The sequence below is a fragment of the Segatella copri genome, from assembly GCF_024330485.1.
Classification (GTDB): Bacteria; Bacteroidota; Bacteroidia; order Bacteroidales; family Bacteroidaceae; genus Prevotella; species Prevotella copri_L.
In genome coordinates this window covers 46135-69916 of sequence record NZ_JANDWX010000011.1, presented here as the reverse complement: position 1 = coordinate 69916, position 23782 = coordinate 46135, and the positions used below count along the sequence as shown (strand labels likewise).

General features: G+C 46.4%; 23 protein-coding genes. 8 read left to right on the top strand and 15 right to left on the bottom strand.

The features are described from left to right. The first annotated feature begins 4 nt into the window (after positions 1–4). The 5 genes from NNC77_RS08165 to hrpB all read left to right on the top strand — a co-directional run bounded on the left by NNC77_RS08165 (position 5) and on the right by hrpB (position 7288). A complete protein-coding gene (locus tag NNC77_RS08165; protein WP_117586361.1) occupies positions 5–1327 on the top strand; it encodes an aspartate kinase in 1323 nt (440 codons plus the stop codon). A 139-nt stretch (positions 1328–1466) separates the two neighbouring features. Next, complete coding sequence (gene lysA, locus NNC77_RS08160; protein WP_254970368.1) at positions 1467–2624, top strand: diaminopimelate decarboxylase; 1158 nt, start codon at positions 1467–1469, stop codon at positions 2622–2624. A 75-nt stretch (positions 2625–2699) separates the two neighbouring features. Continuing rightward, on the top strand, positions 2700–3842 hold the full coding sequence (locus tag NNC77_RS08155; protein WP_217756359.1) for a glycosyltransferase family 2 protein: 1143 nt from the start codon (positions 2700–2702) through the stop codon (positions 3840–3842). Between the two features lie 63 nt (positions 3843–3905). Next, on the top strand, positions 3906–4679 hold the full coding sequence (locus tag NNC77_RS08150; protein WP_234564493.1) for a hypothetical protein: 774 nt from the start codon (positions 3906–3908) through the stop codon (positions 4677–4679). Positions 4680–4711: 32 nt separating this feature from the next. Next, a complete protein-coding gene (gene hrpB / locus NNC77_RS08145) occupies positions 4712–7288 on the top strand; it encodes an ATP-dependent helicase HrpB (protein WP_254970369.1) in 2577 nt (858 codons plus the stop codon). Between the two features lie 204 nt (positions 7289–7492). Here hrpB and NNC77_RS08140 read toward each other — a convergent pair whose 3' ends face one another. The 10 genes from NNC77_RS08140 to NNC77_RS08095 all read right to left on the bottom strand — a co-directional run bounded on the left by NNC77_RS08140 (position 7493) and on the right by NNC77_RS08095 (position 15354). Continuing rightward, positions 7493–7651 carry a DUF4295 domain-containing protein gene (locus NNC77_RS08140; RefSeq protein WP_006849046.1) on the bottom strand — a complete coding sequence of 53 codons (159 nt, stop codon included), beginning with the start codon at positions 7649–7651 and terminating at the stop codon, positions 7493–7495. A 43-nt stretch (positions 7652–7694) separates the two neighbouring features. Then, positions 7695–7883: a 50S ribosomal protein L33 gene (gene rpmG, locus NNC77_RS08135; protein WP_006849045.1), complete on the bottom strand. Its 189-nt coding sequence runs from the start codon at positions 7881–7883 to the stop codon at positions 7695–7697. A 5-nt stretch (positions 7884–7888) separates the two neighbouring features. Then, a complete protein-coding gene (gene rpmB / locus NNC77_RS08130) occupies positions 7889–8152 on the bottom strand; it encodes a 50S ribosomal protein L28 (RefSeq protein WP_006849044.1) in 264 nt (87 codons plus the stop codon). A 147-nt stretch (positions 8153–8299) separates the two neighbouring features. Then, complete coding sequence (locus NNC77_RS08125) at positions 8300–8812, bottom strand: CinA family protein (protein WP_118085826.1); 513 nt, start codon at positions 8810–8812, stop codon at positions 8300–8302. Between the two features lie 5 nt (positions 8813–8817). Further along, positions 8818–9843: a tRNA (adenosine(37)-N6)-threonylcarbamoyltransferase complex transferase subunit TsaD gene (tsaD, locus tag NNC77_RS08120; RefSeq protein WP_117693676.1), complete on the bottom strand. Its 1026-nt coding sequence runs from the start codon at positions 9841–9843 to the stop codon at positions 8818–8820. A 16-nt stretch (positions 9844–9859) separates the two neighbouring features. Further along, positions 9860–10720, bottom strand: a complete 861-nt coding sequence (gene map, locus NNC77_RS08115) for a type I methionyl aminopeptidase (protein ID WP_153073550.1) — start codon at positions 10718–10720, stop codon at positions 9860–9862. Positions 10721–10828: 108 nt separating this feature from the next. Further along, positions 10829–11449 (bottom strand): HAD family hydrolase, encoded by a 621-nt coding sequence (locus NNC77_RS08110; RefSeq protein ID WP_254970370.1) that lies wholly within the window; start codon positions 11447–11449, stop codon positions 10829–10831. A gap of 35 nt (positions 11450–11484) precedes the next feature. Then, positions 11485–14268, bottom strand: coding sequence for a methionine synthase (metH, locus tag NNC77_RS08105; RefSeq protein ID WP_254970371.1), 2784 nt, complete (start codon positions 14266–14268; stop codon positions 11485–11487). A 3-nt stretch (positions 14269–14271) separates the two neighbouring features. Further along, positions 14272–14751: an SsrA-binding protein SmpB gene (gene smpB / locus NNC77_RS08100; RefSeq protein WP_006849038.1), complete on the bottom strand. Its 480-nt coding sequence runs from the start codon at positions 14749–14751 to the stop codon at positions 14272–14274. Positions 14752–14844: 93 nt separating this feature from the next. Next, the gene (locus NNC77_RS08095) at positions 14845–15354 is read right to left on the bottom strand and encodes a DMP19 family protein (RefSeq protein WP_006849037.1); all 510 of its coding nucleotides are present in this window, start codon (positions 15352–15354) and stop codon (positions 14845–14847) included. Positions 15355–15595: 241 nt separating this feature from the next. Between NNC77_RS08095 and NNC77_RS08090 the strand changes: the two genes are divergently transcribed. Further along, a complete protein-coding gene (locus tag NNC77_RS08090; protein WP_006849036.1) occupies positions 15596–16297 on the top strand; it encodes an iron-sulfur cluster assembly scaffold protein in 702 nt (233 codons plus the stop codon). Positions 16298–16312: 15 nt separating this feature from the next. Then, the gene (locus NNC77_RS08085) at positions 16313–17326 is read left to right on the top strand and encodes a GGGtGRT protein (protein ID WP_089543362.1); all 1014 of its coding nucleotides are present in this window, start codon (positions 16313–16315) and stop codon (positions 17324–17326) included. 166 nt (positions 17327–17492) lie between these two features. Here NNC77_RS08085 and NNC77_RS08080 read toward each other — a convergent pair whose 3' ends face one another. The 5 genes from NNC77_RS08080 to NNC77_RS08060 all read right to left on the bottom strand — a co-directional run bounded on the left by NNC77_RS08080 (position 17493) and on the right by NNC77_RS08060 (position 21497). Further along, positions 17493–18983: a hypothetical protein gene (locus tag NNC77_RS08080; protein ID WP_254970372.1), complete on the bottom strand. Its 1491-nt coding sequence runs from the start codon at positions 18981–18983 to the stop codon at positions 17493–17495. Between the two features lie 89 nt (positions 18984–19072). After that, the gene (locus NNC77_RS08075; RefSeq protein ID WP_022121818.1) at positions 19073–19603 is read right to left on the bottom strand and encodes a 30S ribosomal protein S16; all 531 of its coding nucleotides are present in this window, start codon (positions 19601–19603) and stop codon (positions 19073–19075) included. Positions 19604–19742: 139 nt separating this feature from the next. Next, positions 19743–20210, bottom strand: coding sequence for a DUF4293 domain-containing protein (locus NNC77_RS08070; protein WP_006849032.1), 468 nt, complete (start codon positions 20208–20210; stop codon positions 19743–19745). A 14-nt stretch (positions 20211–20224) separates the two neighbouring features. Continuing rightward, positions 20225–20575 (bottom strand): DNA-directed RNA polymerase subunit omega, encoded by a 351-nt coding sequence (locus tag NNC77_RS08065; RefSeq protein ID WP_006849031.1) that lies wholly within the window; start codon positions 20573–20575, stop codon positions 20225–20227. A 55-nt stretch (positions 20576–20630) separates the two neighbouring features. Next, complete coding sequence (locus NNC77_RS08060; protein ID WP_118253384.1) at positions 20631–21497, bottom strand: outer membrane protein assembly factor BamD; 867 nt, start codon at positions 21495–21497, stop codon at positions 20631–20633. A gap of 158 nt (positions 21498–21655) precedes the next feature. Here NNC77_RS08060 and uvrB point away from each other — a divergent pair, with 158 nt between their 5' ends. Continuing rightward, positions 21656–23701, top strand: a complete 2046-nt coding sequence (gene uvrB, locus NNC77_RS08055; RefSeq protein ID WP_254970373.1) for an excinuclease ABC subunit UvrB — start codon at positions 21656–21658, stop codon at positions 23699–23701. Positions 23702–23782: the final 81 nt, after the last annotated feature.

The window sequence follows — 23782 nt, the reverse complement described above, 5'->3', positions numbered from 1 at the left end:
GACTATGAAGGTAATGAAATTCGGAGGTACTTCTGTAGGCTCACCAGAGCGCATGAAGGGAGTAGCCTCTTTGGTTACAGAATCAGGTGAACCAACTTTCATCGTATTGTCTGCGATGAGCGGTACAACAAACTCTCTCGTTGAGATCTCTGACTATCTTTACAAGAAGAATCCAGAGGGCGCCAACGAGGTAATCAACAACTTGGAGAAGAAATACATGCAGCATGTAGAAGAACTCTACTCTACCGAGGAGATGAAAAATACGACTCGTGAGTTCTTGCAGGGCGAATTCAACTATCTCCGCTCATTCACCAAAGACCTCTTCACTTCTTTCGAGGAGAAGAGCATCGTGGCTCAGGGCGAGATGATGAGCACCAACATGGTTGTAAACTACTTGAAGGAACAGGGTGTAAAGGCCGTATTGCTCAGCGCATTAGACTTTATGCGCACTGATAAGAACGCAGAACCGGATCCTCAGTACATCAAGGAGAAGTTGGCTGCTATCATGGAGCAGAACCAGGGCTATCAGATTTACATCACTCAGGGATTCATCTGCCGCAACGCATACGGCGAGGTTGACAATCTGCAGCGTGGCGGTAGCGACTACACCGCATCTCTTATCGGTGCAGCTCTCCCAGCTGACGAAATTCAGATCTGGACCGATATCGACGGAATGCACAACAACGACCCTCGTGTCGTAGAGCACACTGAAGCTGTCCGCCAGTTGAACTTCGAGGAGGCTGCTGAGTTGGCTTACTTCGGTGCCAAGATTCTCCACCCTACCTGTGTTCAGCCAGCTAAGTATGCAGGCATCCCTGTACGCTTGAAGAACACCATGGATCCTAAGGCCGACGGTACAATCATCGACAATGTCATCGTACGCGGCAAGATCAAGGCTGTTGCTGCCAAGGACAACATCACAGCCATCAAAATCAAGAGTAGCCGCATGTTGCTCGCTACAGGTTTCTTACGCAAGGTATTCGAAATCTTCGAGAGCTATCAGACTCCAATTGATATGATTGCCACTTCTGAGGTGGGTGTCAGCATGAGTATTGATAATGATTCTCATCTTAACGACATCGTAAACGAGCTGAAGAAATATGGTACAGTAACTGTAGATTCTGATATGTGCATCATCTGCGTTGTAGGTGATTTGGACTGGAGCAACGTTGGCTTCGAGACCATCGCTACCGATGCGATGAAGAACATTCCTGTACGCATGATTTCTTATGGCGGTTCTAACTACAACATCTCATTCCTCATCAGAGAGAAAGATAAGAAGCAGGCATTGCAGAACTTGAGCAACGTATTGTTCGAGAAGAAGTAATGCAAATGAAAACGAAGAGTGAAAAGTGAAGAATTCGTATGTAATGCTTCCTGTCCACTCTTCGTTGGATATTCTGATTTACTATAAATTGGATATTCTGATTTAACTATAATAAGGTATTAATTTAAGATTAAGCGAAATGAAAGGTACATTTCCGATAGATAAGTTTCAGGAGATACAGACTCCGTTCTACTATTACGACACCAATGTGTTGCGCCAGACATTGAAAACCATCAATGAAGAGGCTGGCAAGCACGAGGGATTTGAAGTGCACTATGCCGTAAAGGCAAATGCCAACCCTAAGGTGCTCAATATCATCTGTCAGGCTGGTTTAGGAGCCGACTGTGTGAGCGGAGGAGAAATTCAGGCAGCCATCAAAGCCGGTTTTCCAGCCAGCAAGATTGTTTACGCTGGTGTAGGCAAAAGCGATTGGGAAATCAACCTCGGATTGGAGAAAGGCATCTTCTGCTTCAATGTAGAAAGCATTCCGGAGTTGGAAATCATCAACGAGCTGGCTGAAAAACAGAATAAGATTGCGCAGGTTTGTTTCCGCATCAATCCGGATGTCGGTGCCCATACGCACGCTAACATCACAACAGGTCTGGCAGAAAACAAGTTCGGAATTGCCATGCGCGACATGGAAGCCGTAATCGAAGAGGCTGCCAAGATGAAGAACATCCAGTTCCTCGGACTGCACTTCCACATCGGAAGCCAGATTCTCGATATGGGTGATTTCGAGGCACTCTGCAACCGTATCAACGAACTTCAGAACCAGCTTGAAGCGCATCACATCGTTGTGAAGAACATCAATGTGGGCGGCGGACTGGGCATTGATTACAATCATCCAAACCGCCAGCCAATCCCTAATTTCAAGGATTATTTCGATACATACGCAAAGAAACTGAAGTTGCGCGATGGTCAGAAGCTTCACTTCGAGTTGGGTCGCGCCGTAGTGGGTCAGATGGGTTCTCTCATCACCAAGACACTCTACATCAAGCTGGGCACAGCCAAGCAGTTTGCCATTGTGGATGCAGGAATGACCGACCTCATCCGTCCAGCACTCTATCAGGCTTACCATAAGATTGAGAACATCTCAAGCGATGAACCTGTAGAAACTTACGACGTAGTAGGTCCTATCTGCGAATCAAGCGATGTCTTCGGCAAGGCTGTCGACATCAACAAAGCCCATCGCGGCGACCTCATCGCCCTCCGCTCAGCCGGAGCCTATGGTGAGATCATGGCGAGCCAGTATAACTGTCGCCAGTTGCCAAAGGGGTATATTACAGAAGACTTTTAATATAGCTGAAAGTTAAAAGTTAAGAGTTTATAGGATTCTCCTTTCTCTAGCTTTCTATATTACGAGAAAAAGAATATGATGATCATTAGTACAACTACTATAATAGCAGGCGCAGTGGTGGTTTTATTGGCGGTTCTCGGATCGCTGATAAATCCATTTCTGCGCTCGTTGCGCTTTCAAAAGACAGAAACGGCAGAGAATCAACCTCCTGTCAGTATACTCATTACCGCACACGATAATCTTGCTGAATTGGAGAGGAATCTCCCTATGTTCCTGCGTCAGCAGTACGCTGCCGACTATCAGGTAATCGTAGTCTGCCAGAGTACAGATGGCGAGACGCAGGATTTTCTGAAGCGAACAGCAGCCGAGAACCCTCATCTGTATTATACTTATATTCCTGAGAGTTCACGCTACATGAGCCGCAAGAAATTGCAGATTACACTGGGTGTGAAGGCAGCCAAACATGAATGGATTATTCTGACAGAACCTAATTGCCGCCCAAGCAACGACAAGTGGCTGCAAACCATGGTCCGTCAATGCCAGGACCCAAACCATCTGGTATTGGGATATGTAGCCCTTGATGAGGAAACCAAGAGCGTACGCCGTTTCGACAGCATCCGCAAGGCTTACTATGTTTTGCGCCGTGCCCAACAGACCTACGGCTATCGCAGTCACATGCCAAACGTAGCGTTCCGCAAGAGCGATTTCATGAAGGAACAGGGCTATCAGGGCAACCTGGAATATGTTCGCGGCGAATACGATTTTCTCGTCAACAAGTATGCACATTGTGGAGATACAGCTACAGAACTGGATTGCGATGCATGGCTCATCCGCGAAGCACCATCGAACAAGAGCTGGCACAATGCCCACCTCTATCTGCAAGCTTCACGCAAGAGTTTGGAAAGAGCCGGTTCCATGCGAACCCTCATGTTCTTTGACCATCTCATGCCACATCTCAGCCTGATAGCAACACTGGCCGTTGCAGCCTACTCTATCCTCATGAAGAATTGGATTCTTACAGGATGCGCAGGTTTCAGTTTCCTCCTGCTGTTCATCGTGAGAATGCTGATAGCCAACAAGGCCATCAAACACTTTGATGACGGAATAGCGATGTTCAAACTGCCATTCTTCGAATATGGAATTATCTGGAGAAATCTGGCTACCAAATTGCGCTATTGGCGGGCTGACAAAAACGATTTCACTTCTCATAAACTCTAAACAGGGTAAAAAGGAAGTAACAGTCTATCTGAATAATAACAGTTAAAAATAACCGACAGAACGATGAAAGTATATTTGTTCATTTCCAACCATAAGAAGTTGCTGAAGATGTATCTTCCATACATCGAAGCCTTGAATAAACAGCTCGACATCACCAACAACCTGGTTGATGCCGACATTGTGTTGATTATAGGAGCATGGACATGGCAGGGAGCCCAGATAGCCAAGAAAGCAAGGCAGATGGACATTCCCTACATCGTTTGTCCACTAGGTGATATTTCTGAGAGAAACTGCAAGAACCCTTACTTGAAGCGTTCACTGCAACAGTCTATGTATCAGAAAGCCATGTACGCCAAAGCCAACCTCATAGTAGCTACTACCCCTATGGAGAAAAACTATCTGGAAAAGAAAGGTTGGAACAAGCGCATCGCCCTGATTCGCTATGCAGGCTACAGTCATCTTACCAACACTGAAGCCATGATGCAAAACTGGCAGGAGACGGATGAGGAGACGCTGGCAGTCTTCGAGCAGCAAAAGGCAGAAGCCATCGCTGCCCAAACCAAACAGGCAATCATCGCACAGATCATGCAGATAAAAAGCCGCATGCCGCATCAGAACATTCCGCAAAAATATCTTGACGATTTACACACACTCCTCTATGCTGATGATTATGATGAGGATGCTATCAAGCAAGAACTGGCAGAGAAGAAACTCTCTTCCTATGCCGCCTCCGTTTTCCAGACCATGACAGATAAAACAGGACTCACAGAAGGCTTCATGCCGATTCCTGCCAAAAAGGGCAGAAAGAGTAAAGAGATTCTGAAATTTGTGAAATAAAAAAGATTCTGAAGTTTGCGAAATAAGAAGAAATGAACTTAGATAGAATAGAACAGCAGGCTGGTCATCTGCCAGCTTACCAGATAGCCGACTCTGTCAATGAAGCATTGATGGAGTCGGCTAACCTTGTTATTACAGCTCCTCCTGGAGCCGGTAAATCTACCCTTCTCCCGCTCACCATTCTGCGGGGCATGAGTGATCAGGCATTGGAAGGTTTCATCCATGATCATCTTAAAAGTCAGGGTAAGATTCTGATGCTCGAACCGCGTCGTCTGGCTGCTCGCCAGATTGCCGAACGGATGGCACAGATTCTGGGAGAACCCGTGGGCAAAACCATCGGCTATCGGGTAAGATTCGAAAGCAAGGTTTCGGATGATACACGCATCGAAGTCCTTACTGAGGGCATTCTCACCCGAATGCTGGTCAATGATGCTACACTCGAAGGCGTTTCGTGCCTCATCTTTGATGAGTTTCATGAGCGCAGCATCAATTCCGATCTGGCGTTAGCGCTGGCCCGGCAAACACAGGAAATCATCCGCCCCGACCTGAAGCTCATTATCATGTCAGCAACAATCGATGCTTCTATCATCTGCCAGGCACTTCAGGCTCCGCTTATCGAGAGTAAAGGCAGAATGTTTCCGATAGAAACCATTTATGCAGACCACGACATCGACAGATATCAGGTAGCGCAGGAAATGGCAGCCACTATCTGTCAGGCTTTCAGAAACCAGGAAGGTGACATTCTTGCCTTTCTGCCTGGACAGGGAGAAATCATGAAATGCGAAGAACTGCTTCGTTCTGCCTTATCTTCAACGGAAATCTATCCACTCTACGGTAACCTCTCGCCTGAAAAGCAGCGGCTCGCCATCGCTCCTTCCAAACCGGGTGAACGAAAAATCGTACTGGCCACTCCTATCGCCGAAACTTCTCTCACCATCGAAGGGGTACGAATCGTTGTGGATTCCGGACTCTGCCGAAAACTGGTTTATGATGCCCGTACAGGCTTGAGTCATCTCGAAACCGTTCGCATCAGCCAGGACATGGCTGTGCAACGAAGGGGACGTGCGGGCAGAATAACATCAGGCGTATGTTACCGGCTTTGGACACAGACCTCGGAACATCTGATGCCAGAACAGCGGCTGCCCGAAATACTGGATGCAGATCTCTCTTCGATGGTTCTCGACATTGCAGCTTTCGGCGAAAACAAACCGGAACTGCTGCCTTGGCTCACCCTTCCTCCCAAGGGCAACCTCGTATTGGCACAGCAACTTCTTATGTCGCTCAACGCCCTCACTCCTGATCATGATACTCACGCTCTCAGTGGCAGCATCACCGCAGAAGGCAGCAGAATGGCTCAACTTCCTTGTCATCCGCGCATTGCCAAGATGATGATCAGCAGCGATTCTCCGGCGAGCCAAGCCCTTGCCTGCGACATTGCAGCTCTGCTGGAAGAGAAAGACCCGATGGGCGAAAATGAGGATTCAGACATGACGCTCCGCCTTTCTATCCTACGTTCCGCACGCTGCAAGAAGAATCTGGGACGTTGGAACCGTATCGCTCAGATTGCCCAGGAATACAGGAAGATGCTGCGTATCAGGGAAGACAACGAGCCAATTGATGCTGAGGAAGTGGGCCATCTCATCGCCCTAGCCTACCCTGAGCGCATCGCCCATGCCACCGACCATGCGGGCAACTTCAAGATGTCGAATGGCAACACGATTTTCATCGACCCGTGCGACAGCATGGCAGCAAACGAATGGCTTGCCATCGCATCACTCAACCTCGCTTCAACCTCATCATCCAATCCCGCACAGAGACGTAAAGGAAGAGTATTTCTCTCAGCCCCCGTCAACTGGAAGAACTTGCCGGCACAAACCTGCGAGAATATTTCATGGGACAGCAAAGCGCTGGCAGTAAAGATGCAACAGGAAACACGGATAGGAGCACTCGTCATAGACAGCAAGCCGATACAGAATGCCAGCCGAGAGACAGTTTCAGACATTATCTGCGAAGCTGCCAGAAAAGACGGACTCAGCATGTTCGATTGGAACGAATCGGTTCATCGTCTGCAACAGCGCGTGGCGCAAGTAGCTGAGTGGCATCCGGAACTGGAGATTCCCGACCTTTCAACGGAGCATCTCCTGACAACAGCCCGAGCGTGGCTCCCTTTCTATCTCGAAGAAGGTGGTAAGATGAAGACTTCTGTTACAGAGCTGAAGAAACTCAACCTGTGCGAAATCCTTTGGAACATCCTTCCTTATGAGCTTCAGCAGGAGATAGACCGCCTTGCTCCCACCCACATCCGTGTACCATCGGGCAGCAACATCCGCATCGATTACCGCCAGGGAGCAGAAGCCCCGGTTCTGAGTGTGCGGCTTCAGGAGTGTTTCGGAATGACATCAACTCCCACTGTCGATGCTGGCAAACAGCCTCTTCTGCTTGAGTTGTTATCTCCCGGCTTCAAGCCCGTTCAGCTTACTCAGGATCTCGCAAGTTTTTGGCAAGGCACTTATTTCGAAGTCCGCAAAGAACTGAAGCGCCGATACCCTAAGCATTTCTGGCCGGAGAATCCGTTAGAGAGCCAGGCCGTGAGAGGTGTCAAACGATGATAAGAGGAAGCAAACGCTAAGAAGATTCGTAAGAGACGATAAAAGAAGCTTCAAGTAGTATTGTAAAAGGCCAAAAGCTGTTTTCTTGACCTTAGAAAAGAAAAAGAAGAAAAAAGGTCGCTACCCTAATTGGGTAGCGACCTTTATCTTTATATTTGAATTTTGATGTAATCTAAATTCAACGATGCATCATCTGCAAGGAAATTAATCCTTGAAGAAATCCTTAACAGCCTCGTTTGGTACCATCTTCTCATCGAAAACGTATGCACCAGTCTTAGGGCTCTTAACCATCTTGATAACCTTTGTATATGCGCGACCATCCATGTTACCTTCGTGGAGGGTAGCGACCGCTTTCTTTGCCATAGTCTATTTAAATTGATAAAATTATTAAACTTGTAAGCTAAGCTTACTTAATCTCCTTGTGAAGAGTCATCTTCTTAAGGATTGGGTTGTACTTCATCAACTCAAGACGCTCAGGAGTGTTCTTACGATTCTTTGTAGTCACGTAACGGCTTGTACCTGGCATACCACTGTTCTTGTGTTCAGTGCACTCGAGGATAACCTGTACTCTATTACCTTTTGCTTTCTTTGCCATGATATTTATTCTCCTATAACTTTAATGTCCTTCCAATCTACGTAGCCCTTCTTTACTGCCTGATTCAAAGCAGCATCGAGACCTACCTTATTAATAAGACGAAGACCAGCAGCACTGATCTTGAGGCTGATCCAGCAACCCTCTTCTACATAGTAGAATTTCTTGCTGAAGAGGTTTACATCAAAGCTTCTCTTTGTACGGTGCTTTGAGTGAGACACATTGCAACCTAACTGTGCCTTCTTACCTGTAATTTGACAAATCTTAGACATTTCTATCTTTAATTTTGTAATTCGTTAATTGATACCTATTCCAAACAGAGTGCAAAATTACAAAATAATTTGGTAATAACAAAATAATCCCTAAAAGAACGCTATCTTTTAAGGATTATTAATATTTAGTAGCCTCAAATTAGCAATTTAAGCCTCTTTTTTAAGTTCTTCAGCATGTTCTTTCAAGAATTCGAGCATGCCTTTAAGCGCTGTATTTGTGGCAATTGCAAGGTTGATGTCGCGTCCGAAATCTTCGGTGAGTTTTACCACGCGAACATCGTTCTTATCGCCATAACCTACATAGATTGTGCCCACAGGAATGGCTGGAGTTCCACCCGTTGGACCAGCCACACCCGTTGCTGAAATGGCGAAGTCTACATTCAGGGTCTTGATTGTGCCGAGCACCATCTCCCTAGCCACTTCTTCGCAAACGGCAGTCTGCTCCTCAAGAACCTCATGGCTCACGCCCAAAAGATTCTCCTTTACCTCGTTGGTGTAGCTTACTACACCACCCTTGAAGTAATTGCTGGCACCTGGCACAGAAATCAGCGCCTCGGCGATACGTCCGCCAGTACAGCTCTCTGCTGTGCCTACTGTCTTGTCACTGTTGTAGAGCATCTCCTGGATGCCCTTGCTCAATATCTTTGTTTCAAATTCCATATTTCTTACTTAAATGTTACTTTACTATAGGCTGGCAAGTCGATGGTTGCAAACTCACCATCACGATACTTGAAGGTTCCCACGCAGCCTATCATCGCTGCATTATCGGTAGTATAGCTGAACTTAGGGATATAGATAGTCCAGCCGAAGCGCTTGGCATGATCGCGGAAAGCGTTGCGCAAACCATTATTGGCACTCACACCTCCAGCTACAGCCACATGCTTGATACCGGTCTGCTTGACAGCCATGCGGAGTTTCTTCATCAGAATATCAACGATGGTAAACTCTATGCTGGCAGCCAGATCGTACTTGTTCTTCTCAACAAAGTCAGGATCAGCAGCCACCCATTTGCGCAAGCTGTAGAGGAAACTTGTCTTGAAGCCTGAGAAACTGTAGTTCAAACCCGGAATATGAGGCTCAGAGAAACTGAAAGCCTTCGGATTGCCCTGGCGTGCATACTTATCTACGACAGGACCACCAGGATAGCCCCACTCCAGCACCTTGGCGCACTTGTCAATAGCCTCGCCAGCCGCATCATCGATGGTCTGTCCCAGCACTTCCATATCGTTGTAGGCATTCACCTTTACAATCTGCGAATTTCCACCGCTCACGAGAAGACAGATGAACGGGAATGGAGGTGCACTTTGGTCATCATCGCTCTCCTTGATGAAATGAGCCATCACATGACCCTGCAGATGGTTTACATCAATCATCGGAATATTGAGCGAACGGGCGAATCCCTTGGCAAAGCTTACACCCACAAGGAGCGAACCCATCAGACCCGGACCACGGGTGAAGGCTACGGCAGAAAGATCTTCCTTCTTGATGCCGGCACGCGCGATGGCCTGGTCAACGACAGGAACCACATTCTGCTGGTGGGCACGGGAAGCCAACTCCGGAACAACACCGCCGTAAGCCTTGTGAACCTCCTGAGAGGCGGTAACATTGCTCAGCAGCACACCATTCTTGAGCACTGCGGCAGAGGTATCATCGCAGCTGCTCTCTATACCTAATATATATATATCCTTCATTTCTTAACATTTAACGTTAATATGTCAAAATCTCCACACCTGTCTCTGTCATCACAAGCGTGTGCTCCCACTGCGCAGATGGCTTCTCATCACCGGTGATTACTTCCCAACCGTACGGATCGTCCGCATCGAGGAATACCTGCCAGGTGCCCATGTTGATCATTGGCTCGATGGTGAATACCATGCCCGGAACGAGCAGCATGCCCGTGCCTCTATGACCATAGTGAAGAACCTCAGGCTCTTCATGGAACTGGCAACCTACGCCATGACCGCAAAGATCGCGAACCACACCATAACCATACTTCTTGCAATGCTTCTCGATAGCATGACCGATATCACCTACAAACGAGTATGGCTTGGCAACCTCCATACCGATTTCCAGGCATTCCTTGGCTACGCGAACCAGCTGCTCCTTTTCAGGAGTAGTCTTGCCGCCAACGATGAACATACGGCTGGCGTCAGCGTAATAGCCATCTACGATGGTTGTCATGTCCACATTGATGATATCGCCCTCTTCGAGCACATCCTCTTCCTTAGGAATACCATGGCAAACCACTTCGTTGATAGAGGTACAAACGCTCTTAGGATAGCCTTCGTAATTGAGACACGCAGGAATGGCATTATGATCCTTACAATACTGCATGCAGAGATCATCAATCTCCTGGGTGTTGATTCCCGGACGGATCATCTCGGCTACCGCATCAAGACAACCGGTGTTTACGACACCACTCTTGCGGATGCCTTCTATCTGTTCTGGAGTTTTAATCAAGTCACGGGTAGGAACAAGTTTACCCTTGTTTTCCCAAAACATTACCTGCTTGTCGAGCTCTGTAAGAGGCTGACCTGGCAAGCAATGCCATCTTTTCTTCTTAATCATTGTATTATGTATTTAATATTTGCGACTGCAAAAGTACATTTTTTATTGCAGAGCACAAAATAAAATGGCAATTATTTGCATTTTAGTGCAAATAATCACCACAAATAATTACTTCAAATGCTCGTAAATCTTATCGCACCAGTCTTCGCCATTCTGTGGACAATAAGTAAACAGTCCCAGTTCTGAGGCTGCACAGCAGTTACGGGGACCATCATCAATAAACAGACACTCCTCTGGCATAATCTTCTCCTGAGAAAGGACATAACGGAAGAAATTCTCATCCGGCTTCATATACTTTGCCTCATAGGAACGGTACATCGCATCGAAATAATCGCCGATAGGATGACCGTCGCCGGAGAACGCCTCGCTGTCTACCCAGGCTGATACATAAGGGTTGGTATTGCTGAGCAAGATTACACGGTAGCCCTGCTTCTTAAGATTGCGGAGAGTAACCAGATTGCGTTCTGGAATTTCCTTCATGTAGCCCAGCCAGCAATGCTGCAGTTCCTCGAAGGTTACCTCGCGGCCAATCTTCTTGCACACTTCCCGACGGTATTCCTCCTCGGAAATCTTGCCCTCTTCCAACTGACCGTTTAAGCCAACCTGTTTATAAGGGTCCATCTTCTCCGCAAACTCCTTCATACCCAACTCAATGAAACGTTTGCCTGCCTCATTCTCGTCGAGGGTGATGATGACACCACCCATATCAAAAATCACAGTTTTAATCATATAATTATCCTAAAAACGTTGTATTCTTTATCTTGTCAGAACAGCTCCAGTTTGTTCTTTCTTGCCTCCGAGAGCGAGGCTATCTTAGCCTGCTCTTCGTGATAGTTCTGGCGAAGTTTCTCGTAGCGTTCCCTCAGTTCCGCCTCAAACTTAGGGCATTCAGCCTCGTTGAGGAAGCGGGCACATATTCCGGCATTGAGCGATGCGTCCTTCACCCAGATAACCGGTCCGTCATATTCAGGCGCAATCTTCAGAGCCACATGCAGTTCGCTCGTCGTTGCCCCACCTACCATGATAGGAATGCGCAAACCAGCTTTCTGCATTTCCCGGGCCACATGAACCATTTCATCAAGCGAAGGGGTGATAAGCCCGCTCAAACCGATTGCATCTACTTTTTCATCGATAGCTTTCTGTACAATCTGTTCGGCTGGAACCATCACACCTAAGTCGATGATTTCGTAATTGTTACATGACATAACCACGCAGACGATATTCTTTCCGATATCATGAACATCGCCCTTCACAGTTGCCATCAGAATCTTGCCGGCAGTTGTTGCTCCACCCTGTTTTTCTGCCTCGATATGAGGCTGAAGGATAGAAACTGCCGATTTCATCGTGCGAGCCGTCTTGACAACCTGCGGCAAGAACATTTCGCCTTTTCCAAAAAGTTCGCCAACCAAGTTCATGCCGTCCATCAGAGGACCCTCAATTACGTTTACTGCATGAGGATATTTGGCAAGTGCTTCGTCAATATCCTGCTGCAGGAAATCGGTGATTCCCTTGCGCAGCGCATACTTCAGACGTTCTTCTACACTCTCCTTTCGCCATTCAGGAGCAGCCGGTTTCTTGGGAGCAACACCACCTGCCTTAGCTGCAGCCTTGGCAGCATCAGCCTGGGCTTTTATCTCTGCCGCAAGCTCGATGAGTTCATCTGCAGCACCTTTTCTCCTATTCAGCACCACATCCTCGATGAGCAGAAGCTGTTCTTCAGGAATCTTATAGTAATCCATTCTGGCTTTGGCATTTACAATACCAAAGTCCATACCTACCTGCTGGGCATGATGCAGGAAAACACAATGGATAGCCTCACGGATGTAAGTATTGCCACGGAATGAGAACGAGAGGTTACTGACACCTCCGCTGACATGTGCGCCAGGCAGATTCTGATGAATCCACTCCGTTGCGCGGATGAACTCAACAGCATAATTATCATGCTCTTCCATACCGGTAGCTATGGCAAGTACGTTCGGGTCGAAGATGATATCGAGCGGATTCATGCCCAACTTGTCTACCAGAAGATGATAAGCACGTTCTGCTATCTTGATGCGGCGCTCGAAAGTGGTAGCCTGACCAACCTCATCAAAACACATCACAACGACTGCTGCACCATAGCGCAACACATCGCAGGCATGAGAAAGGAATACTTCCTCACCCTCCTTCAAACTGATGGAATTGACAATACACTTGCCCTGGCAGCACTTCAAGCCAGCCACTATGACGTCCCATTTGGAAGAGTCGATCATCACCGGAACCTTCGCAATGTCTGGTTCGGCTGCAATCATATTCAGGAAGTTAACCATCTCGGCTTTCGCATCAAGCAAACCATCGTCCATATTCACGTCAACGACAGCTGCTCCATCAGCCACTTGCTTTCTGGCAATACCGATGGCTTCTTCATAATTCTTTTCGTTAATCAAACGCAGGAACTTCCTGCTACCTGCTACGTTACAGCGTTCGCCCACGTTGACAAACCGGCTGGCGTCAACCGGCAAATGTACGGAATCATCGACCTGCAGAAGGTCTAATCCCGAGAGCCACATATACTTAGGTTTCTCCACCACTTGATGCGGCTTTTTACCCTCAGCGATACGGGCGTAATGTGCGATGAATTCAGGACTAGTACCGCAGCATCCGCCTATGATGTTCACGATGCCCTCATCGATGAATTCGGCTATTTGCGGAGCCATCGATTCGGCTGTCTCGTCATATTCGCCCATTTCGTTAGGCAAACCGGCATTAGGATGCGCACTAATATAATAAGGTGCAACCTGAGCCATGTGTTCGATGAAAGGTTTCATCTGAGGAGCACCAAAGGCACAGTTCATGCCGACAGAGAAGATAGGATAAGGAGAAAGCGAAGCAAGGAAAGCATCTACAGTCTGACCGCTGAGCGTTCTGCCCGCCAGATCACTTACCGTAAGACTGATCATGACAGGCAACTCTACTCCATGTTTCTTCATCATGGTGAGCGCCGCATCTATCATCGCCTTGCAATTGAGTGTATCAAAGATGGTTTCGATGAGAATCACGTCAGCACCGCCTTCGATAAGTCCGTCCACCTGTTCGCATACATCGGTGAAAAGCTCATCGTAGGTAATCTCACGGGCGGCAGGATTGCTGACGTCCGGACTCATGGAGCAAGTCTTGTTGGTTGGTCCCACATCTCCTGCAACGAAGCGTGGTTTATCAGGCGTAGAAAACTTATCGCATTCGATACGTGCCAGTCGGGCACCCTCGAATGCCATTTCGCGGGCGCAGTTCTCCAGGTGATAATCAGCCTGCGAAATGCGCTGGCACGAAAAAGTATTCGCTGTAATAATATCGGCGCCAGCCTCCAGGTAGCGTCGGTAAATATCAGATATCACATCAGGACGAGTAATGTTGAGCATGTCGTTGTTGCCTTTCATCATACCCGGCAAATCGCGGAACCGCTCTCCTCTGAAGTCTTCTTCTGTAAGATTATACTTCTGAATCTCAGTACCCATGGCACCATCGAGAATCAGAATTTTCTCCTTCACAATCTCTCTTAAATTCTTCATTGTCTAAAAGTGCTTGATTGCTCTATCCATCTCTCTTCTGTCTTCCTTTTCTTTCAGAGTCTGGCGCTTGTCATACTCCTTCTTTCCCTTACAGAGGGCAATATCCACCTTGGCTCTACCGTGATTATCGATAAAGATGAGGGTTGGAACAATGGTGAAACCAGGCTGCTTGCTGTCCTCTTCAAGACGGCGCAATTCGCGCTTGGTGAGAAGAAGCTTGCGGTCGCGGCGAGCCTCATGATTGCTGAAAGAACCATAAAAATAAGGAGAGATGTTCATTCCCTTGACCCAAAGTTCGCCCTGATAGAAATCGCAATAACAATCTACCAGCGAAGCCTTTCCGCCACGGATTGACTTTATCTCTGTACCCGTAAGCACAATGCCTGCGGTATAAGTATCAACGAAGAAGTACTCGAACGAAGCCTTCTTGTTGCGTATCTGTATCGGACTCTTCTTACGGAGTTCCTGTTCTTGCTTGTTCATATATATAATAATGTATTATAAGTTTATAGCTTAAAGTTTATAGTTTATAGGGCAAGCCTGCTATACGGCGAAACCGCTATTAACTATCAACTATTAACTTTTGACAATTTCGCAGAAATTGTCGATATGATCATCGATGTAGAAGGCAACCTTGCTGGTCCACTCTTCTTCGTTCTCAACGAACTCATCGTCAAAATCATCAAACTCAGGAAATTTTTCGTAGAGCGCCATAAACTCCTCATCGGTCAGATCGCGCTCAATCTCCTCATGGTTTGTTTTATACAGGAAATGACTCTTCTTGATGAGTTTGGCGAGTTCTGTCAATCCCCAGTTTTTAAACGCCTTGTCGGTAGGATTCTTCCAGAGGAAAGCACCGTAGCCGTTATGTATGAGCTGAACCATTCCGCCATCCATCATCTCCTCATGCAGGATATCCCAAGCCAGAAGAGTAATCTGGTCGCTGTTGAGCTGCGCCATGGTTTCGGCAGTCAGTTCACCACCAATCGCTTCGCGGATAGCGTCCACGAAAGCCTTTACAAATTCATCCATGCCCGCCTCGGCAGCATGCTGAAGCTTGGCATCGTTTATCTTTACTTCGATCATAATCTACAAAATTGCAATTTTCAGTTTGCAAAGATACATGAAATTGTGCATAAACCCAAGAAAAAATCTAAATATTAGGTTAAAGAGTTAAAAAGAATACCCATTTTTAGGTATTTTCCGGATTTTTTTTGTACTTTTGTGCTCGGAATTGAGGTGATGGCACCGATGTTTCAGCAAAACAATATGAATTAAGTACAGAACTTTATACTTATAATATTCATTAATATAAAATTTAGCGAATATGATCTATTCTAAAGAAGTAGACAACATGTGCGTTGTCGCTAAGGGTCCTAACCACGGACCAGCTCCAATTCCTGAAGAGGGAAAATGGATTCAGGCAAAAGAGATCAAAGACATCTCTGGTTATACTCACGGTGTGGGTTGGTGTGCTCCTCAGCAGGGTGCTTGCAAGCTCTCTTTGAACATCAAGGAAGGCGTTATTCAGGAGGCTCTTGTTGAGACTATCGGTTGTACTGGTATGACTCACTCAGCTGCTATGGCTTCTGAGATTCTCCCAGGCAAGACTATTCTTGAGGCTTTGAACACAGACCTCGTATGCGATGCTATCAATACAGCTATGCGCGAGCTCTTCCTCCAGATTGTTTACGGTCGTAGCCAGAGCGCTTTCTCTGAGGGCGGTCTCGTTATCGGTGCAGGTCTTGAGGACTTGGGTAAGGGTCTTCGTTCACAGACTGGTACTCTCTATGGTACTGTAGCTAAGGGTACACGTTACCTCGAGTTGACAGAGGGTTACATCACAAAGCAGTTCCTCGATAAGGACAGCCAGGTTTGTGGTTATGAGTATGTTCACCTCGGCAAGATGATGGAAGCTATCAAGAACGGTATGGACGCTAACGAGGCTGTCAAGAAGTTCACAGGTAGCTACGGTCGTACAACTGCTGAGCAGGGTGTTGTTAAAGCAATTGATCCACGTAAAGAATAATAAGGAGATACAGATATGATTAGAAAAGTAAGTTACGAAAGTCAGGAACGTCGCGAGAAGCAGGTTCTTGCTGCTCTTAATGCTAACGGTATTCAGAGCTTGGAAGAGGCTAATCAAATCTGCGAGGACGCAGGTGTTGACCCTTATCAGATGTGTGAAGATACTCAGCGTATCTGCTTCGAGAACGCTAAGTGGGCGTATGTAGCTGGTGCTGCTATCGCTATCAAGAAAGGTGCTAAGACTGCTGCTGACGCAGCTGAGGCTATCGGTATCGGTTTGCAGGCTTTCTGCATCCCTGGTTCTGTAGCTGACGACCGTAAGGTTGGTCTCGGTCACGGTAACTTGGCTGCTCGTTTGCTCCGTGAGGAGACTCAGTGCTTCGCTTTCTTGGCTGGTCACGAGTCTTTCGCTGCTGCTGAGGGTGCTATCAAGATTGCTGAGATGGCAAACAAGGTTCGCAAGAACCCATTGCGCGTTATCTTGAACGGTCTTGGTAAGGATGCTGCTCAGATCATCAGCCGCATCAACGGTTTCACATACGTACAGACAAAGTTCGACTACTATACAGGTGAGTTGAAGGTTGTTAACCGCATCGCTTACAGCGACGGTCCACGTGCTAAGGTTAACTGCTATGGCGCTGACGACGTTCGCGAGGGTGTTGCTATCAACTGGAGCGAGGATGTAGACGTATCTATCACAGGTAACTCTACAAACCCTACACGTTTCCAGCACCCAGTAGCTGGTACATACAAGAAGGAGCGTATTGCTGCTGGTAAGCCATACTTCTCAGTAGCTTCTGGTGGTGGTACAGGCCGTACTTTGCACCCAGATAACATGGCTGCTGGTCCTGCTTCTTACGGTATGACTGATACTATGGGTCGTATGCACTCAGACGCTCAGTTCGCAGGTTCTTCTTCAGTTCCTGCTCACGTAGAGATGATGGGCTTCCTCGGTATGGGTAACAACCCTATGGTAGGTGCTACTGTTGCTATCGCCGTAGCTATTGACCTCGCTATCAACAAGAAGTAATTTCTCTTTGAGATACAAAACATATAAAAGCCTTGAGAATCAGCTGATTCTCAAGGCTTTTTCTTATTTATCCTACTGGAATAAAAAATATCTCCGAGAGATATTCTTTTATCTTTCGGAGATATTCTTCTATCTTTCGGAGAAAATAATTTATCCTACAGAGTTTCTATTTGTATCTAACCAGTTTTCGAATTTTCCTAAAACTAAACGATGTACTCATGAGTACAATGATAACGCCAATCAACCAGTAAAGCCAATCACGATAACTGATCATGAAAACCAGGAACAACATCAAGAGCAGAATCAGAAGTTGAAAGATACAGAATCTGAAACCAAGAGCGGATAAACGATAACCATAAACGGCTCTGCTGAAAGCCAATACTGCTAAGGTCTCTATGGCATAAGCAACGGCAATACCCCCTCCTACTCCTCTCAATCCATCTAACTGATAACCAGCTATTTCACAGATTATCAGCAAGATTACACAAAAACTTTCCTGAATGAGAAAAAGTTTGGAATCTCCCCTTGACAGCGGGAGATATTCTATTGGAAGATAAACCGCCTTGAACAACATGGCAACAGCAGCAAGCTGAGTCATCTGGAGCATCCCCATAAACTGGGCATTGTATAATATCGGAATAATGAGAGGCAGACCTAAAATGATAGCTGCAACGATAGGCCCCAGCAACAGGACATTCATTTCAAGCTGGCGGTTCACACAGAGATTGCGCTCTTTAACAGACTCCTCGTTTTTTCTGGAACCCGAAATGCCGGAGAGACGGGGATAAAAATCCTGATCCATGACCGAGAACACCATTCCCGCATAAACAAAGACAATCGTTATACCGGCATTGAAAAGTCCGACAACTTCCAGATCGCCTTGTTGGTTCAAAAAGGCACGAATCAGAAATTCGCATCCGCTATTCATCAAACCCGAAAGTACAAATGCCCCGCCAAGTCGCAAAAGTGGGAAACCTGCAACTAGCGTCATTTTTCGCATATTTACGCCCCACCGTACAACTCGTCGGGAATATCGAAAATTCAGAGCCCATTGCATAAATGCCAAAATAAACAGAACGGGCAGAATACCTCTCTCACCAAATATCCAATAAACCGGAACCGAAACCAAAAGCAGAAGAATAGCCAGAAGACTTGCCTGCATCGCCAACGCACGCAACTGTCCGGTAGCTTTCAGAATAGCAGTTTCACCTCCAGCCAGAATCGTGAAGAAAACGGTTGGTGCCAGGAGAATGAAATGTAGCGTATGATTGCCCCAGGAAAAAGTAAACCCATTGAGTAACGGACCCAGCAGCACACAGACGATGGCTCCGAAAAATGCAGCAAGCAGACTATAGGTGCGGACAAGAAGAACCGCCCCGGCGATATCAGCCTTTTCAGACTGCGATTCATCTGCAGCATGTTCCTTTTCAGAAATAAATTTAACACCACTTGCGGGAATACCGAAATTACATGCAGAACTGAGAACAGAAATCGTTGAGCTAAAAAGAGACAGCAGTCCCATTCCAGAAGGTCCGAGGAAGAGCGCCGTAAATTTATTGCGCAAAACTCCTACAAGAATTCCCAATCCTTGCACACTGCCAAACAATCCTGTATATTTCAGAATATGCGAATAACTATTTTCCTTTTTATCACCCATAATCAAAAGAAACAAAAAAAGGTTGGATTTCCCGAAAGAGAAATTCAACCTTTATACTTTAAAATCTCAAAAGAAGATTCTGTCGAAGATTAAGCCTCAGCTGGAGCCTCCTCTGCAGGAGCTTCCTCAGCAGCCTTAGCCTCTGCCTCAGCAGCAGCTGCAGCAGCCTTCTTGTCAGCTACCTTCTTAGCGATTGCCTCGTTCATCTTCTTCTCAGCCTCGAGCTCCTTAGCAGCAGCTTCCTTCTTTGCCTTAGCATCGCCCTCGCGAACAGCAGAAATCTTAGCGTCCTTGCTATTCTTCCAAGCGTCGAAACGCTTCTGAGCCTCAGCATCGTCGAATGCGCCCTTCTTAACGCCACCCTTGAGGTGCTTCATCAAGTAAACGCCCTCGCCCTTGAGGATGTTGCGAACTGTGTCTGTTGGCTGTGCACCAGTCTCTACCCAGTAGAGTGCGCGCTCGAAATTCAAATCTACAGTAGCTGGATTGGTGTTAGGGTTGAAAGTACCAATCTTCTCAGTAAATTTACCATCACGTGGTGCTCTAACGTCAGCGATTACGATGCTGTAGAAAGCATAGCTCTTACGACCGCCGCGCTGCAATCTGATTTTTGTTGCCATTTTTAAATCTTAATTTTAATTTAATTTATAATGAGGTTTGAATTTTATGCTGCCATCTCGTGACAGCGGGTGCAAAATTACTACTTTAATTTGAATTGAGCAAACTTTTATCGATATTCAAATGCTTTTTTAGCATTTTTTATCTGATTCGGTCTGCTGCTCTCAAGAGTTTGATGTCATCGTTCACACCTTTCATTGCCATCCATTCGAATATGATTGCTACCAAAGGAAGGCAAGCGGCAAACTGAAACTTCATCGTTCCTTCTGCTTCAGGAACAGGAATCAAGCCCATGAACATCACGATATAATCTACATACCATAAACCTGCAAAAAGCATGGCAAGTGAACAGAGTGATTTCTGAAGCTTCAGATTCTTGTACAAAAAGATGTTTACCAATGCTATGATGGCTGAAACGGCGAGCAGAAGGAACAGAGGAACACAAGTAGTTGAAATCTGCATTCCTGCCTCCCCTACCACTCCGAGGTTATAAACCATAGTGTCTCCTCCCATCGTCTTAGCTGCGATGCTGGCGATAGGAAGGAAAAGACAGATAGCAATGGCGATGACAGCAAAGAGCAGAAATAATGTCTGTTTACGCTGTATCATATAGCTCTGGAATATTAAATTTCGCTCTCGTGAACCATTGGTGCAGATGTCTTGGTAGGATCACGCCAATAAATATTATTCTCAATAAACTCTTCTGTAGCGAGCAAAGTTGGCTTTGGCAACTTCTCGTAGTAGCGAGAGATTTCAATCTGTTCGCGGTTCTCAAAAACTTCCTCCAAAGAATCGTTATAAGAAGCAAACTCCTGAAGTTTCTTGCTCAACTCCTGCTTGATTTCGATAGAAATCTGATTAGCGCGCTTTGCAATGATAGCTACGCTCTCGTAGATATTATGGGTATCATCGCAGAGATCCATAATGTTGCGAGTTACTGTGTTTACTGGTGCCTTTGATTTTTTGAAATCCATAATTATAGTACTATTATTATTATATTGTTTTTACCTTATTATATATATGCTTTTTTTAATTGGCATTATTGCCAAGCTGGTCGAGAGCTGACTCCGGATGCTCTTTCTCGTACTGCTTGCACTTCTCAATATACTTCTCGGCAAGTGCACGGTCCTTTGAATCAGGATATTCGTTGATAAAGCCATAACACTCATCCTCAGCATCCTGATAGCGCTCCAGCTGCTTTTTCTCGACACTCATCTTTGCCAGTTCGTATTTACCTTTCATGATGAGCGATGCAAACTCCTCGCGTCGGTTGCTGTAAGGATAATCCTTAAGCGCATTCTGTGCAGTTACGATACAAGCCTCATAATTGTTGCCTCCGCTGGTACAGTTGCCGAAATAGGTGCCCATATCAAAATAGAGCTTGGCACTCTTATACTCCTTCTCAACTAAGAGGTCCTGAAGAGCAAAAAGGCGGTTTGTAGCCTGCTGCTTGAGTCGGGCATCTGGATAAAGATCCAGAAACTCCTGGAAGGCTGCGATGGCTGTAATCGTGGTACTCTGGTCAAGACGAGGCTCTGGAGCATTCTGATACAGACTCTCTCCCACAAAGTACTTTGCATTTTCAGCAAACTTACCTTTAGGATAAGAAGAGTAATACTTCTTGAAATACTCTGCAGCAGTCTCATAATCCTTCATACCATACTCGGCCATAGCCAGCATGTACAAACATTCCTCACCCTCGGTAGAACCTTTCTTCATCGTTACCAGTTCCTGCAGAAGAGGAATGGCACGGGAATACTTGCCCTGGGCATAGCTCTGCTTGGCGTACTCATACTTATAAGTATAATCGCCTGATTTCAATACCTGGTTATATTCGTGGGCACAGCTTGACAAGAGCAATGCAACACACGATGCAATAAGAGTCAATTTTTTCATAATTCTCATTTTGAACTGCAAAGTTACTCATAATTTACTTATTATCAAAAGAAAAGATACATTTTTTCGTAAAAAATTAATCTTTATAACGATTAATGGCGTTTTTTTTGTAATTTTGCACCTTGAAACAGAACTTTTGAGAAGAAATCAGGAAGAAAATGGATTTTAAGATTACATCAAAATATAAGCCAACTGGCGACCAGCCGCAAGCCATCAGGCAACTCACAGAGGGGGTGCTTGAAGGAGACCCTGCACAGGTGTTGTTGGGTGTAACCGGCTCGGGTAAAACCTTTACGGTGGCAAACGTGATTGCCAACGTGGGGAAGCCTACGCTCATCTTGAGCCACAACAAAACTCTTGCCGCCCAACTGTATCAGGAGATGAAGGGTTTCTTCCCTGAGAACGCTGTAGAATATTATGTTTCATACTACGACTATTATCAGCCGGAAGCTTATCTGCCAACTACTGATACATATATAGAAAAAGACCTCGCCATCAATGATGAAATAGACAAGTTGCGACTCGGTGCTGTTTCTGCCCTTCTCTCGGGCAGAAAGGATGTCATCGTTGTCTCATCCGTATCGTGCATCTATGGTATGGGCGGACCTGTGGCGATGCAGGAGAACATCATCAAGATTCATCGCGGGCAGCGACTCGACAGAAATGAATTTCTGAGGAAACTCGTTGATGCACTTTACGTTAGAAATGACATAGAACTGCAACGTGGCAACTTTAGAGTGAAAGGCGAAACGGTTGACATCTTTATGGCTTACAGCGATCATGTTTTGCGCGTAACATGGTGGGACGATGAGATTGACAGTATCGAAGAAGTGGATTCGCTCTCTTATCACCGCCTTGCCTCGTTCGAAGATTACGAGATTTATCCAGCCAACCTTTTCGTAACAACAAAAGAACAGCAGGAAAGTGCCATTCGCAGAATTCAGGACGACCTGGTTAAACAGGTAGAATTCTTCAAGAATATTGGAGATGGAATCAAGGCACAGCGCATCAAGGAACGTGTAGAATATGATATGGAAATGATCAAGGAATTGGGCCACTGTTCGGGCATCGAGAACTATTCCCGCTATTTTGATGGCAGACACGAAGGCGAACGCCCGTATTGCCTGCTCGATTTCTTCCCTAAAGATTTCCTGCTTGTGGTTGACGAGAGCCATGTGAGCATCCCGCAGATTGGAGCCATGTATGGAGGCGACCGGGCACGAAAGAAGAACCTGGTAGAATATGGTTTCCGCTTACCTGCTGCCTTCGATAACCGTCCGCTGAAATTCGAGGAATTTCACGATCTCATTCCGCAGGCCATCTATGTAAGTGCAACTCCGGCAGACTATGAATTGAGAGAAGCCGAAGGCGTGGTTGTAGAACAGTTGATTCGTCCTACAGGACTCCTGGACCCGGAAATCGAAGTCCGTCCAAGTGAGAATCAGATAGATGATCTTCTGGACGAAATATTAACAAGAACACACCGCAACGAGCGAGTTCTAATTACGACTCTTACAAAGCGCATGGCAGAAGAACTCACCGAGTTCCTGCTCAACCACAACGTAAAGGCTGCCTATATCCACAGTGATGTGGCAACCTTAGACCGAGTAAAGATCATGAACGATCTCCGTGCAGGAGTATACGATGTACTGGTGGGCGTCAACCTGTTACGAGAAGGACTCGACTTGCCGGAAGTTTCGCTCGTAGCTATTCTCGATGCAGACAAGGAAGGCTTCCTTCGCAGTCACCGTTCTCTGACCCAGACGGCAGGCCGTGCTGCCCGAAACGTGAACGGCAAGGTAATCATGTATGCAGACAACATCACAGACAGCATGCAGAAAACGATAGATGAGACAGCCCGCCGCCGAAGCATCCAGTTGAAATACAATGCCGACCATGGCATTACTCCAAAACAGATTGTGAAAGCAATAACCTCAGCTCTGCCTACTAGCAAGGAAGAAGGAGCAAAGATTGTTCCGATGGGAGCCGAGGGTTCCAAGCCTCGCGTTTACGTGGAACCGGAAAGTGCAGCCTTCGTTGCCGACCCTATTGTTCGCAGTATGAGCAAGGAAGAATTGGAGAAGAGCATTGCCAATACTACGGCATTGATGAAGCAAGCTGCCAAAGACCTCGACTTCATGCAAGCTGCCCAATATCGCGATGAAATCATCCGATTGCAGAAGGAACTGGAAGAAAAGGGATAAATTCAAAAGAAATAACCATCAAAAAGAGGGTGTATCATAAATTAATGATTCACCCTCTTTTTGTTGGAATATTACTGATAT

Bases quoted from the DNA above. Each gene is read 5' to 3' on its own strand.
- NNC77_RS08165 (WP_117586361.1), top strand. From the start codon at position 5: ATGAAGGTAATGAAATTCGGAGGTACTTCTGTAGGCTCACCAGAGCGC.
- lysA (WP_254970368.1), top strand. From the start codon at position 1,467: ATGAAAGGTACATTTCCGATAGATAAGTTTCAGGAGATACAGACTCCG.
- NNC77_RS08155 (WP_217756359.1), top strand. From the start codon at position 2,700: ATGATGATCATTAGTACAACTACTATAATAGCAGGCGCAGTGGTGGTT.
- NNC77_RS08150 (WP_234564493.1), top strand. From the start codon at position 3,906: ATGAAAGTATATTTGTTCATTTCCAACCATAAGAAGTTGCTGAAGATG.
- hrpB (WP_254970369.1), top strand. From the start codon at position 4,712: ATGAACTTAGATAGAATAGAACAGCAGGCTGGTCATCTGCCAGCTTAC.
- NNC77_RS08140 (WP_006849046.1), bottom strand. From the start codon at position 7,651: ATGGCAAAGAAAGCGGTCGCTACCCTCCACGAAGGTAACATGGATGGT.
- rpmG (WP_006849045.1), bottom strand. From the start codon at position 7,883: ATGGCAAAGAAAGCAAAAGGTAATAGAGTACAGGTTATCCTCGAGTGC.
- rpmB (WP_006849044.1), bottom strand. From the start codon at position 8,152: ATGTCTAAGATTTGTCAAATTACAGGTAAGAAGGCACAGTTAGGTTGC.
- NNC77_RS08125 (WP_118085826.1), bottom strand. From the start codon at position 8,812: ATGGAATTTGAAACAAAGATATTGAGCAAGGGCATCCAGGAGATGCTC.
- tsaD (WP_117693676.1), bottom strand. From the start codon at position 9,843: ATGAAGGATATATATATATTAGGTATAGAGAGCAGCTGCGATGATACC.
- map (WP_153073550.1), bottom strand. From the start codon at position 10,720: ATGATTAAGAAGAAAAGATGGCATTGCTTGCCAGGTCAGCCTCTTACA.
- NNC77_RS08110 (WP_254970370.1), bottom strand. From the start codon at position 11,449: ATGATTAAAACTGTGATTTTTGATATGGGTGGTGTCATCATCACCCTC.
- metH (WP_254970371.1), bottom strand. From the start codon at position 14,268: ATGAAGAATTTAAGAGAGATTGTGAAGGAGAAAATTCTGATTCTCGAT.
- smpB (WP_006849038.1), bottom strand. From the start codon at position 14,751: ATGAACAAGCAAGAACAGGAACTCCGTAAGAAGAGTCCGATACAGATA.
- NNC77_RS08095 (WP_006849037.1), bottom strand. From the start codon at position 15,354: ATGATCGAAGTAAAGATAAACGATGCCAAGCTTCAGCATGCTGCCGAG.
- NNC77_RS08090 (WP_006849036.1), top strand. From the start codon at position 15,596: ATGATCTATTCTAAAGAAGTAGACAACATGTGCGTTGTCGCTAAGGGT.
- NNC77_RS08085 (WP_089543362.1), top strand. From the start codon at position 16,313: ATGATTAGAAAAGTAAGTTACGAAAGTCAGGAACGTCGCGAGAAGCAG.
- NNC77_RS08080 (WP_254970372.1), bottom strand. From the start codon at position 18,983: ATGGGTGATAAAAAGGAAAATAGTTATTCGCATATTCTGAAATATACA.
- NNC77_RS08075 (WP_022121818.1), bottom strand. From the start codon at position 19,603: ATGGCAACAAAAATCAGATTGCAGCGCGGCGGTCGTAAGAGCTATGCT.
- NNC77_RS08070 (WP_006849032.1), bottom strand. From the start codon at position 20,210: ATGATACAGCGTAAACAGACATTATTTCTGCTCTTTGCTGTCATCGCC.
- NNC77_RS08065 (WP_006849031.1), bottom strand. From the start codon at position 20,575: ATGGATTTCAAAAAATCAAAGGCACCAGTAAACACAGTAACTCGCAAC.
- NNC77_RS08060 (WP_118253384.1), bottom strand. From the start codon at position 21,497: ATGAAAAAATTGACTCTTATTGCATCGTGTGTTGCATTGCTCTTGTCA.
- uvrB (WP_254970373.1), top strand. From the start codon at position 21,656: ATGGATTTTAAGATTACATCAAAATATAAGCCAACTGGCGACCAGCCG.